Annotated in this window: 11 protein-coding genes; 6 read left to right on the top strand and 5 right to left on the bottom strand. The window is 69.4% G+C overall.

What is annotated here, in order from left to right; genetic code table 11:
- Positions 1 to 41: 41 nt before the first annotated feature.
- A complete protein-coding gene (locus tag JWR33_RS00515; protein ID WP_297408516.1) occupies positions 42 to 674 on the bottom strand; it encodes a VTT domain-containing protein in 633 nt (210 codons plus the stop codon).
- Between the two features lie 158 nt (positions 675 to 832).
- Complete coding sequence (locus tag JWR33_RS00520) at positions 833 to 1,321, bottom strand: PepSY domain-containing protein (RefSeq protein WP_297408517.1); 489 nt, start codon at positions 1,319 to 1,321, stop codon at positions 833 to 835.
- Between the two features lie 154 nt (positions 1,322 to 1,475).
- On the opposite strand from JWR33_RS00520, the gene JWR33_RS00525 reads away from it, so the two are divergent.
- A complete protein-coding gene (locus tag JWR33_RS00525) occupies positions 1,476 to 2,945 on the top strand; it encodes an ATP-binding protein (RefSeq protein WP_297408518.1) in 1,470 nt (489 codons plus the stop codon).
- 13 nt (positions 2,946 to 2,958) lie between these two features.
- On the opposite strand, the gene JWR33_RS00530 is transcribed toward JWR33_RS00525, so the two are convergent.
- On the bottom strand, positions 2,959 to 3,633 hold the full coding sequence (locus JWR33_RS00530) for a response regulator transcription factor (RefSeq protein ID WP_297408519.1): 675 nt from the start codon (positions 3,631 to 3,633) through the stop codon (positions 2,959 to 2,961).
- A 385-nt stretch (positions 3,634 to 4,018) separates the two neighbouring features.
- Between JWR33_RS00530 and JWR33_RS00535 the strand changes: the two genes are divergently transcribed.
- The gene (locus tag JWR33_RS00535; RefSeq protein WP_297408520.1) at positions 4,019 to 4,789 is read left to right on the top strand and encodes an alkaline phosphatase family protein; all 771 of its coding nucleotides are present in this window, start codon (positions 4,019 to 4,021) and stop codon (positions 4,787 to 4,789) included.
- Between the two features lie 28 nt (positions 4,790 to 4,817).
- Here the strand turns inward: JWR33_RS00535 and JWR33_RS00540 are convergent, their stop codons facing one another.
- Positions 4,818 to 5,021, bottom strand: a complete 204-nt coding sequence (locus JWR33_RS00540) for a hypothetical protein (RefSeq protein ID WP_297408521.1) — start codon at positions 5,019 to 5,021, stop codon at positions 4,818 to 4,820.
- Positions 5,022 to 5,625: 604 nt separating this feature from the next.
- On the opposite strand from JWR33_RS00540, the gene JWR33_RS00550 reads away from it, so the two are divergent.
- Positions 5,626 to 6,270, top strand: a complete 645-nt coding sequence (locus JWR33_RS00550) for an NAD(P)H-binding protein (RefSeq protein ID WP_297408522.1) — start codon at positions 5,626 to 5,628, stop codon at positions 6,268 to 6,270.
- A gap of 74 nt (positions 6,271 to 6,344) precedes the next feature.
- Here the strand turns inward: JWR33_RS00550 and JWR33_RS00555 are convergent, their stop codons facing one another.
- Positions 6,345 to 7,340 carry a LysR family transcriptional regulator gene (locus JWR33_RS00555; RefSeq protein ID WP_297408523.1) on the bottom strand — a complete coding sequence of 332 codons (996 nt, stop codon included), beginning with the start codon at positions 7,338 to 7,340 and terminating at the stop codon, positions 6,345 to 6,347.
- Positions 7,341 to 7,452: 112 nt separating this feature from the next.
- On the opposite strand from JWR33_RS00555, the gene JWR33_RS00560 reads away from it, so the two are divergent.
- The 3 genes from JWR33_RS00560 to JWR33_RS00570 are packed head-to-tail and all read left to right on the top strand — an operon-like array spanning position 7,453 to position 10,929.
- Positions 7,453 to 7,824 carry a DUF5997 family protein gene (locus JWR33_RS00560; RefSeq protein ID WP_297408528.1) on the top strand — a complete coding sequence of 124 codons (372 nt, stop codon included), beginning with the start codon at positions 7,453 to 7,455 and terminating at the stop codon, positions 7,822 to 7,824.
- Positions 7,825 to 7,837: 13 nt separating this feature from the next.
- Positions 7,838 to 8,509, top strand: coding sequence for a TetR/AcrR family transcriptional regulator (locus tag JWR33_RS00565; RefSeq protein WP_297408524.1), 672 nt, complete (start codon positions 7,838 to 7,840; stop codon positions 8,507 to 8,509).
- A gap of 32 nt (positions 8,510 to 8,541) precedes the next feature.
- The gene (locus tag JWR33_RS00570) at positions 8,542 to 10,929 is read left to right on the top strand and encodes an excinuclease ABC subunit UvrA (RefSeq protein ID WP_297408529.1); all 2,388 of its coding nucleotides are present in this window, start codon (positions 8,542 to 8,544) and stop codon (positions 10,927 to 10,929) included.
- Positions 10,930 to 10,932 lie beyond the last annotated feature (3 nt).

The following is a 10,932-nucleotide window of genomic DNA, read 5'->3' on the forward strand; positions in this document are numbered from 1 at the left end:
AACCGGAGCGCCGATCGGGCCTGTGGGTAACGACCGGCAGCTCAGTCGGCCCGGCGACGCCGAGCGCGGAAGGTCTCGATGACGATGGGGATGATCGACAGGACAACGATGCCGACAGCGATGAGTTCGACGTTGTCGGCGATGACGGGAATCCGACCGAGCCAGAATCCGGCGAGGACCGCGATCACGACCCAGCCGACCCCGCCGATCACGTTCCACAACACGAACTTTCGGTAGGGCAGCTGCGACATCCCGACGATCGGCGGGATGAAGGTCCGGACGATGGGAACGAAGCGGGCGAGCACCAGCGCTTGGGGGCCGTGCTTGGTGAAGAACGCGTCCGCCTTGTCGAGGTAGACGGTCTTGAGCACCCGCGCGTCGGGCTTGAACAGCCGGCGCCCGAACCGTCTCCCGATGAGGTAGCCGACCTGGTCCCCGCCGACGGCGGCCACCGCCGCGGTGAGTATGACGACCGGAAGGGACAGACCCATCTGCGTCGCGAGGAGCCCCGCAGTGAAGAGGAGGCTGTCGCCGGGGAGGAAGGGGAACAGCAGGCCGGTCTCGATGAAGATGATGGCGGCGATGACGACGAGAACCCACGGACCGGCGGCGGTCAGCAGGCCCGAGGGATCGAGCAGACCGCCGGCGGCAAGGGCGGAGTCGGGTGAGATCACAGGTCCACGCTTTCTCCCGTGAATTGCAGGGCGATCACGCCTGGCCGGCTGCGAGGGCAGGGCTCTCGGCCCCACCCCACAACGGTATCAGCGACGTGGCGCCGCCGACGGCGGAACCCCAGCCCATGGAGTCCCGCCGCCGGCCGGCGCCGTCGAGGTCAGTCGTTGGAGTTCTCGGCGCCGTTCTCGGTGGCGTCGCCGCTGCTGTCCTCTGTGCCGTCCTGGGCCTCCTGGGCGAGCACCTTTCCGTTGCCCGCGTCGACCTTGACGTCGGTCACCGTGCCGTCGACCGCCGTCACCTCGACCCCGTAGACGACAGAACCGTTCTCATCCTCGAGCACTGCCGTCGCCGCCGTGCCAGGGACCGCGGCGAGGGCCGCCGCGGTTGCCGCGTCAGCCGATACCTTGGCCAGACCCTGCAGGCTCGCAGACTCGTCGGCCTCGGACGCCTCTGTGCCTGCCGCTTCCGAGGTGCTGCTCTGCGGGGCCGCGACACTGCCGGTGTAGGACGGGTCCTGCTGCTCGCTGCCCGACGACGCTGCGTCTGTGCTGGCGCTGGTGGATGCCATGGCGACGCCGGCTCCGCCGAGCGCGAGGGCGCCGGCGAGAATCCCGGTCACGGCCGCCCGCTTGGAGATGCGCATCATCTTGTGCTCCTTCTGTTGGTGATCCCGGTCTGCACATCTGGCATCCGGATGAGTGCCATGCTCCGCGATCGGTCCTGTGGCGACTCTGAGACGACCTGAGAGCCCGCCCAGCCTTCCTCCGATGCGCGAACCTCCGCCACGGTAGGGTGCGGCAATGACAGTGGACCCGCCGCAGGTGCGCGCGGCGGCGGGTCTCGACGCCGACAGGGCTCCCTGGTGGCAGCGCTTCGTCGGAGTCAGGGCTCGCTCTGCCGTGGCAGCCAGCCTGATCGTCGCGGTCGCACTGGCGGTGGCCTCCGGTGCGCTCATCCTTCTCCTGCAGCGCACCCTCGCGGACAGCATCGACGCTGCCGTCACCGACCGCATCCGGGAGGTGGCCAGTCAGCTCCAAGCGCTTCCCGACGACCCGAGCACGCCCGCCGGCGCGGATGCGGTGGGAGAGGTGGTGCGGGCAGCCTCCCGCCAGGGCGCTGTGCTCCAGGTGCTGTCCTCCAGCGGCTCAGTCGTAGGCCAATCGCCTCAGATCGAGGGAGAGCCACCACTGGCTCCGCCGGTCGCAGTCGCGGACGGGCTCCTCCGTGAGAACCGGACGCTTCCTGTCCAGGAGGAGGAGCTCTTCCATCTGGTGAGCTCCGCGGTGGACACCCCGACGGGCACCTACACGGTCATCGCCGCACAGTCGCTGGAACCAGTCGATGGCAGCACTTCCGCTGTCCTCCCGCTGCTGGCGACGGGTTACCCGATACTGCTCGCGATCGTCGGCGGATCCACCTTCTGGCTGGTAGGGCGGTCGCTACGGCCCGTCGAGGCGATCAGAGCGAAGGTCGCCCGCATCGGAGGGCACCAGCTCGGCGAACGGGTGCCGGTTCCGCCCACCCGCGACGAGGTTGCCCGTCTGGCAGTGACCATGAACGAGATGCTCGATCGACTGGAAGCCGCTCAGCTCGCCCAACGCCGGTTCGTTGCGGACGCGAGTCACGAACTCCGCAGCCCGGTGGCCACGCTGAAGGCGAGCGCCGAAGTCGCCCTCCTCCATCCTCAGCAGCGGGATGACACCGAACTCGCCGAGGGGTTCGTCGCCGAGGCGACGCGGCTGGAACGACTGGTGAACGATCTGCTGCTGCTCGCCCATGCCGACGAGAGGGGCCTGCCCGTCGAGCGTCGACAGGTCGACCTCGACGACCTTCTGACGGCCGAGTTGGAGCGCATGAGGGCGATCGGCTCGGTCGAGGTGACCGCGCGGATCGAGGCTGTGCAGATCTGGGGCTCGCCGCATCAGCTGGCGCAGCTGCTCCGGAACCTCGTGGACAACGCCCTGAGCCATGCCGCCAGCAGCATCACGCTGACCCTGCGGGCGGAAGGGGGGAAGGCCGTGCTCGAGGTTCTGGACGACGGGCCGGGCATTCCGCCGGAACTGCGGGAGCAGGTGTTCGATCGCTTCGTTCGGCTCGACGAGAGCAGGGGTCGCGCGGGCGGCGGGACGGGCCTCGGGTTGGCCATCGTTCGGGAGATCGTGCACGCTCACAGCGGCACGGTTGCCGTGGTCGACAGCGACGTGGGGGCGGCGCTGCGGGTCGTCCTTCCCGTCACCCCGCCCGGCTCCGGCGCTCCCGCCCGGCGGTGACCGATCACCGGCGTCACCCTCCCTCGGCCAGGCGATAGCCCACGCCCCTGATGGTCTCGATGGATCTGCGGCCGAACGGCTCGTCGATCTTCCGGCGCAGATAGCCGACATACACCTCCACGACGTTCGGGTCGCCCTCGTAGTAGGGATCCCATACGCCCTCGAGGATCTGGGTCTTGCTCACGACCTCCCCCCGGTGATGCATGAGGTACTCCAGCAGCCCGAACTCCCGCGGCGTGAGGGTGAGTTCCGTCTCTCCGCGCTGCACCCGGTGCCGGACGGAATCCAGGGACAGGTCACCGGCTCGCAACACGACAGGCCGATCGCCGCCGCCGCGTCGGATCAGCGCGCGCAACCGCGCGACCAGAACGAGGAACGAGAAAGGCTTGATGAGGTAGTCGTCCGCACCCAGATCGAAGGCGTCCGTCTGGTCGTACTCGCCGTCCTTCGCGGTCAACATGAGCACGGGCGTCCAGACCCCGGCTTCCCGGAGGTTCTCGCAGACTTTGTAGCCGTTCATCCCCGGCAGCATGATGTCGAGGACGATCACGTCATACGCGTTCTCCTTCGCCTTCCAGAGGCCGTCGATTCCGTTGTCGGCGCGATCGACGTTGAAACCTTCCGCCGAGAGGCCCCGCTGGATCGCCTCAGCCAGGCGGGTCTCGTCCTCGACGATCAGTACTCTCATTGTTTCCTCCCTGGAGCAGGAGCACTCCAGCCCGAGCACTCACGCGGCGACGACCACACCGACCGCAACTCGACACCAGCAGAGCACAGTGCGGCTCTGCCGTCCTGGGAACGGCGGACATTCCTGTGCACTCGCGGGCGCCCTGCCTTGGAACTCCCCCGGACCAACGCGCCAGGGGGATCGCGCTCGTTAGAGTGCCTGGATGTCGTTCCGACGGACTGCGACAGCGGTTTCGCTTCTCCTCTGCGGGCTCGCGCTCGCCGGATGCGGCCCGTCCGGCCGACACACGGAGGCTTCCGCGACTCCAGCCGCCGGCGGGTCCCCCTCGGAGTCCGCCCTGATCCCTTCGGGGACACCGACGGCCCTGACACCTCCCGATCACATCGTGATCATCGTGGAGGAGAACAAGCCCGCCGATGACGTCCTGGGCGGGAATGCGGCGCCCTATCTCTCAGAGCTGGCATCGAAGTACGCCGTCGCTGCCAACTATTCCGCGATAGCCAATCCGAGCCTGCCGAACTACATCGCGCTCACCAGCGGCACCACCGCCGGCATCACCACCGATTGCCTGCCCGGCGACTGCACCGTCGACGTCCCGAACATCGCCGATCTGGTCGAGGCATCAGGCCGGGATTGGCGGATCTACGGTGAGGGCATGCCCCAGCCGTGTGGCACCGAGAACACGGGGAAGTACGCGACGAAGCACATCCCATTCGTGTACTACGAGGACGTGGGGCGCGACGTTGCGCGCTGCCGGGAGCACGTCGTTCCCTACGACACGCTCGCTCAGGACCTCGCTGCCGACACCCTGCCCGACCTCGTCTTCATCACCCCGGACCTCTGCAACGACATGCACGACTGCTCCATCGGAACCGGGGACGAATGGCTCTCCCGCGAGGTGCCGAAGATCCTGGAGTCGCCCGGCTTCAGCCGCAACTCGCTGCTCGTGGTGACCTTCGACGAGGGCAATCGGGCGAGCAACGATGTCGTCACGATCTTCGCCGGCCCGGCTGCGAAGCGGGGCTACTCGTCGGACCGCGCCTACACGCACTACTCGCTGCTGCACACGGTGGAAGCAGTCTGGGACCTTCAACCACTCACGGCCAACGACGCCGGCGCTCCCGTCATGCAGGATCTCCTGCAGAGCGCGGGGTAGCGGAGAGGGCTAGGCCGTCAGCGCGGAATCAGGGTGCGCGGAGGGGCAGCTCATCCGCTGGCCGCGGCGTTTCGCGTTCCGTCGCGTGTATCCGGTAGACCCGTGCCTGTTCTCGCAGGAACGCGCTCGTGTGTGCGACACCCCACCGCAGGTACGGGTCAGCCGAGTGGCTGGCCTGGAGTTGGTGGGCAGCCTGTTCGAGGGCCTCGGCGCGAATGATGTCCTCGTCCATCCAAGCCCTCCTATTCGGTCGAGTCGATATGGGTCGGGTTTACTCTTCTGCCCGACGCCTTGTGATTCCTCTCATTATCGGCATTTCGAGTTTCCAGAGAAAGACACCCATTCGGTGGTGAAAGAAAGGCACATATATCGAGCATTCGCCCGGTCGTATCGGCGACTCGGTGAATGCGCTTCGCGGTTATCACGAACGGTCGATCGGAGGCGGCGTGTGCGGCGCAGTCACCGGCGGCTCCGGGCCGGCCCACTCGGGTGATGATCTGGCCTCGTTCGTCCGCGCACAGGGATGCCAGCCGCTCTTGCCACGCCTCCAGCGCCTCTGGCGTCAGGCGCGTCCCATCAGGAACCTCGCCGAGGATCCTGATGAGTGGGACCGAAACCCATCCGTAGAAAGATCACCGGCCTGAAGATCGCCTTTCGTGCCATGAAAGAACGGCCCATCGTCCAGCGCTTCGCTCAGTGCGGCGCCTTGATGCGACGGGATCGGGGGGCGCGGAACGTCCCTGTCGCTCTCAGGGGAAGAACGGGGTACCCCGCGCAGTTGGCGTCTCTGGGCGGCCCCCCGCCCCGACGCCGCGAGGCAGATCAGGAGAGCGCAGATGGCACGCATATCGGTCCTTGGCGGCACCGGGTACTCCGGCGGCCACATCGTGCAGGAGGCGGCCCGCCGCGGACACGACGTGGTGTCCTACAGCCGCAGCGTGCCCGCCGAGCCGGTGGCCGGGGTCACCTACCGCACCGGCTCGGTGCTGGAGGAGGAGCTCCTCGCCGGTGCGGTCGCGGACGCCGACGTCGTCTTCGATGCGCTCTCCCCTCGCGGCGAGCTGCAGGGCAAGCTCGAAGGAGTGGTCGATCGGCTCATCGAGCTGGCCACCGGGCACGGCCGGCGCCTCGGCGTGCTGGGCGGCGCCTCCTCCCTGCTGGTCTCCCCCGGCGGCCCTCGCCTCATCGACACGGCTCCCCCAGCGCCGGAGCTCCTGCCCGAGATCCAGAGCGGCATCGACGTGCTCGACAGGCTGAAGGGTGCCCCCGAGGCGCTGGACTGGTTCTATGTGAGCCCGGCCGCGGGCTTCGGCGCCTGGGCCCCGGGCGACCGCACGGGGCAGTACCGGGTCAGCGATGACGTGCTCCTCGTGGATGAGGACGGCAAGTCCTTCCTCTCGGGGTCGGACCTCGCGATCGCGATCGTCGACGAGATCGAGAACCCGCGTCACTCGCGAGCACGGTTCCACGTCGCCTACTAGCCGGCGCTCGCCGCAGGAGGAGAACGACGCGGCGGGAAAGCGCTGGTCCTCGCGCCTCTGCCGAATCCCGCCCTCTACCGGCCCTTCCGCTTCGAGGCACCACGCGACTTCTGCTGCTTCTGCTGCTTCTGCTGCTTCTGCGCCTGAGCGGGCGGCTTCCGCTGGGGAGCGGCGGCCGCGGCCGGGGCGCGCGAGCTCCTCTCGCTGCGCCCGCGCACGATGCCGACGAACTGCTCCGTCCACTCCGACTCGTCATCCCGCAGCCAGGCGATCGCCACCGTGGTCTCCGGAGCGTCGGTGATCACCCTCGCGACCACGTCGCGGCGCTGCGCGGCCCGGGCGACCGACTGCGGCAGCACCGCGACGCCCACGCCGCTCGCCACCACCTCGACGAGCTGATCGGGGGTCAGACCGGCGAGCTCCGCCCGCTGCTCGGCGGGAACCGGGTCGGTGGCCTCGTTCCAGTCCGGGAGGGAACCGGGGTCGGTGAGCAGCCGCTCCCCCGCGAGGTCGGCCGCGACGACGGTGTCGGCGGCCTCGACGAGGTGCCCCTTGGGGGCGACGACCACGGTCGCCTCCGAGTACAGCGGAATGACGTGCACGTCGCCGGCCTCACCGATCGGGAGGCGCACGAACGCCACATCGGCCTCCCCCGCCCGCAGCCGCGCCAACTGATCGTGCTCGTCGACCGGCGTCACGGACAGATTCTCGCGGGGATTGCGCTCCTCGAACCGGGTGGTCCACTTGCCGATCGTCGCCCCCGGCATGATCGTGATGCGCACCCGAGGCTCTTCCGCAGCAGCAGCCCCGCCCGAGAGCAGCGGGTCGCGCTCCTCGACGGGGCGCGCCAGCTCGGACCGGGCCAGTTCGAGCAGCCGCCGGCCGGCGTCGGTGAGGGCGGTGCCACCCGCCTCCCGGTCGAACAGCGGCTCCCCCGCCCGGTCCTCGAGCTCGACCATTCGGGCGCTCAACCGCGGCCGGGCGACGCCGGCAGCGGCGGCGGCCTTGGTGAAGCTCGCGCTCTCGGCGACCGCGACGAAGAGGCGGAAGGTCTCGCGATCGGCGTCCATCCTCGTCTCCATCCAGGGCCGGCTGCCCGGGTTCAGGGTAGCCGGGGCGAACCGGGGCAGCGCACGGCGATACGCTTCCGGGGTGGCAGCCGCACCGAAGAACTCGCAGACGATGAAGCCCGCGACAGCGGCGAAGAAGCTTGGCATCCTGGTGGACGCCGCCCCGGAGGAGTTCCGGGATGGTCTGGTCTCCCGCGCCGAGCTCGATGAGCTGACCGCGAATCCGCCCGAATGGCTGCAGAAGCTGCGCGCCGAAGGGCCGCATCCCCGCCAGGTCGTTGCGGCGAAGCTCGGTGTCTCCACCTCCGGCCTCGCTCGCGCCGGCGTCACCGATCCGCTGACGACCGCCGAGATCACGGACCTCCTGCAGAACCGCCCCCAGTGGCTGGTTCAGGAGCGCGCGACCCAGGCGGCCGTCCGGGAGGACAAGAAGCGCCTCGCCGAGGACCGCCGTGCCGCCGCCCCGAAGCCTCCGCGCGACTGATCGCCCTCCTTCGATGGCGTCCGACCGGCAGACCGCTCCCGCTGGCGAGACCCGCGAGCGGATCCTCATCGAGGCGTCGCGACTGTTCGCACTGCGCGGCTTCTACGGCACGTCCACGCGGGACATCGCCGAGGCGGTGGGGGTGCGACAGCCGTCGCTGTTCTACCACTTCCCGGCCAAGCACCTCATCCTCAGCGAGCTGGTGGATCGGGACGTCTCCTCGTCGATCGCTCAGGCGGAGGCGGCCCTCGCCCTCGACGCGTCCTGGGCGGAGCGCTTCCACTTCTTCCTGCTGAGCGACAGCACGATCTTCCTGGGCCAGCCCTTCGACGCGCGTGGGCTCTACCAGCCCGCGGTCTTCGTCGAGCCGGAGTTCGCCCGCCAGCGGGCGACCATCGACCGATTCCACCGGCTCACGACAGAGCTGGTCGCGGGAGGAAGCGCGGCGGGCGAATTCATCCCGGTGGACGCCGGGTTCGTCCAGCGGGCGCAGGCGGGGATCACCTTCGAGGGCATGCGCGAGCGCGGTCCCGCTCCGAGCAGCTCCTTCGCACACCGGCCGCTGCAGACCGCCGACTTCGTTGTGCGTGCCGTGCTTGTTGACCCGTCGCGGCTGGAGTCGGTTCGCGCCGCGAGTCTCCGCCGACTGGAGTCGGCGGGGCTGGCCTCGGGCGTCCTCCGGTAGCCCCCACGCGACGAGGAAGAGGCACCATGAGCATGGCCGCGAGCACGGACCGCGGGGCCGCCCCGGAGCGGGAGCCGGCGGATCGCCACGACGTCATCCGGGTGCAGGGCGCCCGCGAGAACAATCTCAAGAACGTGAGCATCGACCTGCCCAAGCGCCGCCTGACGGTGTTCACCGGCGTCTCCGGGTCCGGCAAGAGCTCGCTCGTGTTCAGCACGATCGCCGCTGAGTCGCAGCGGATGATCAACGAGACCTACAGTGCCTTCCTGCAGGGCTTCATGCCGACTCTGGCCCGGCCCGACGTCGACCTGCTCGAGGGGCTCACCACGGCGATCATCGTGGACCAGGAGCGGATGGGCGCGAACGCGCGCTCCACGGTCGGCACCGCCACGGACGCGAATGCCATGCTCCGCATCCTGTTCAGCCGGCTGGGCGAGCCGCACATCGGGTCGTCGCAGGCGTTCTCCTTCAACGTCGCCTCGATCTCGGGTGCGGGCGCGGTCACCATCGAGCGCGGCAGCGCGCCCACCCAGGAGCGGCGCAGCTTCACCATCACCGGCGGCATGTGTCCCCGGTGCGAAGGCATGGGCAGTGTGACGGACATCGACCTGAGCCGGCTCTACGACGAGAGCAAGTCGCTGGTCGGGGGCGCCCTCACCATCCCGGGGTACACCGCCGATGGCTGGGCCGTCCGGATCTACACGGAGTCCGGGTTCGTCCCCGCCGACAAGCCGATCCGGGACTTCAGCGAGAAGGAGTTGCAGGACTTCCTCTACAAGGAGCCGACCAAGGTGAAGGTGACGGGCATCAACCTCACCTACGAGGGGCTGGTGCCGAAGATCCAGAAGTCGTTCCTGTCGAAGGACCTGAACGCCCTGCAGCCGCACATCCGCGCCTTCGTCGAGCGGGCGGTCACGTTCACCCCCTGTCCCGACTGCGGCGGCACCCGCCTCAACGAGGGTGCGCGCTCCTCCCGCATCGCCGGCATCAACATCGCCGACGCCTGCGCCATGCAGATCAGCGATCTCGCCGAGTGGGTGCGCGGCCTCGACGAGCCGTCCATGGCGCCGCTGCTCACCGGACTCCGCGACGCCCTCGACTCCTTCGTCGAGATCGGCCTCGGCTATCTGTCCCTCGACCGGCCCGCCGGCACCCTGTCCGGCGGCGAGGCGCAGCGCACCAAGATGATCCGGCACCTCGGCTCCTCGCTCACCGACATCACCTACGTGTTCGACGAGCCGACCATCGGGCTGCACCCGCACGACATCCAGCGGATGAACGACCTGCTGCTCCGGCTGCGGGACAAGGGCAACACGGTGCTGGTCGTGGAGCACAAGCCGGAGACGATCTGCATCGCCGACCACGTCGTCGACCTCGGTCCACGTGCCGGCACCGAGGGCGGCGAGGTGATGTTCGAGGGCACCGTGGAGGGGCTCCGGTCGAGCGGCACGCTGACCGGCCGCCACTTCGACGACCGCGCCGGGCTGAAGGACTCGCTGCGCACGCCGACGGGCACCCTGCAGGTCCGCGGCGCCAGCGCCAACAACCTGCGCGGAGTGGACGTGGACATCCCGCTCGGGGTGCTCGTCGTCGTCACCGGCGTCGCCGGCTCCGGGAAGAGCTCCCTGATCCACGGGTCGGTGTCGGGTCGCGATGGAGTGGTGACCGTCGACCAGGGCGCCATCCGGGGCTCGCGTCGCAGCAACCCCGCGACCTACACCGGGCTGCTCGACCGGATCCGCACCGCGTTCGCCAAGGCCAACGGCGTGAAGCCGGCACTCTTCAGCCCCAACTCCGAGGGCGCCTGCCCGGTGTGCAACGGCGCGGGCGTCATCTACACCGACCTCGGCATGATGTCGGGCGTCGCGACGCTCTGCGAGGTGTGCGAGGGCAAGCGGTTCCAGGCATCCGTGCTCGAGTACCGGCTCGGCGGCCGCGACATCAGCGAGGTGCTCGCGATGCCGGTGACCGAGGCCGGGGAGTTCTTCGGCCGCGGAGCGGCCAGGACACCGGCGGCGCATGCCATCCTCGTCCGCCTCGCTGACGTGGGACTCGGCTACCTCCGACTCGGTCAGCCGCTCACCACACTGTCCGGCGGCGAACGGCAGCGGCTCAAGCTGGCCACGCAGATGGCGGAGCGGGGCAGCATCTACGTCCTCGACGAGCCGACCAGCGGTCTGCACCTGGCCGACGTCGAGAACCTGCTCGCCCTGCTCGACCGGCTGGTCGACTCGGGCAAGTCGGTCATCGTGATCGAGCACCACCAGGCGGTGATGGCCCACGCCGACTGGATCCTCGACCTGGGACCGGGCGCCGGCCATGACGGCGGCCGCCTGGTCTTCGCGGGGCCGCCCGCCGAACTGGTTGCCGCCCGCTCCACCCTGACCGGCGAGCACCTCGCGGCCTACGTGCGCAGCTGATCC

It is taken from the genome of Naasia sp., assembly GCF_025465545.1.
In the GTDB taxonomy this organism is placed as follows: Bacteria; Actinomycetota; Actinomycetes; order Actinomycetales; family Microbacteriaceae; genus Naasia.

What these genes read in the sequence shown, in the direction of transcription:
- JWR33_RS00550 (WP_297408522.1), top strand. Translation starts at nt 5,626, where the DNA reads ATGGCACGCATATCGGTCCTTGGCGGCACCGGGTACTCCGGCGGCCAC.
- JWR33_RS00520 (WP_297408517.1), bottom strand. Translation starts at nt 1,321, where the DNA reads ATGATGCGCATCTCCAAGCGGGCGGCCGTGACCGGGATTCTCGCCGGC.
- JWR33_RS00525 (WP_297408518.1), top strand. Translation starts at nt 1,476, where the DNA reads ATGACAGTGGACCCGCCGCAGGTGCGCGCGGCGGCGGGTCTCGACGCC.
- JWR33_RS00570 (WP_297408529.1), top strand. Translation starts at nt 8,542, where the DNA reads ATGGCCGCGAGCACGGACCGCGGGGCCGCCCCGGAGCGGGAGCCGGCG.
- JWR33_RS00555 (WP_297408523.1), bottom strand. Translation starts at nt 7,340, where the DNA reads ATGGACGCCGATCGCGAGACCTTCCGCCTCTTCGTCGCGGTCGCCGAG.
- JWR33_RS00530 (WP_297408519.1), bottom strand. Translation starts at nt 3,633, where the DNA reads ATGAGAGTACTGATCGTCGAGGACGAGACCCGCCTGGCTGAGGCGATC.
- JWR33_RS00565 (WP_297408524.1), top strand. Translation starts at nt 7,838, where the DNA reads ATGGCGTCCGACCGGCAGACCGCTCCCGCTGGCGAGACCCGCGAGCGG.
- JWR33_RS00540 (WP_297408521.1), bottom strand. Translation starts at nt 5,021, where the DNA reads ATGGACGAGGACATCATTCGCGCCGAGGCCCTCGAACAGGCTGCCCAC.
- JWR33_RS00560 (WP_297408528.1), top strand. Translation starts at nt 7,453, where the DNA reads ATGAAGCCCGCGACAGCGGCGAAGAAGCTTGGCATCCTGGTGGACGCC.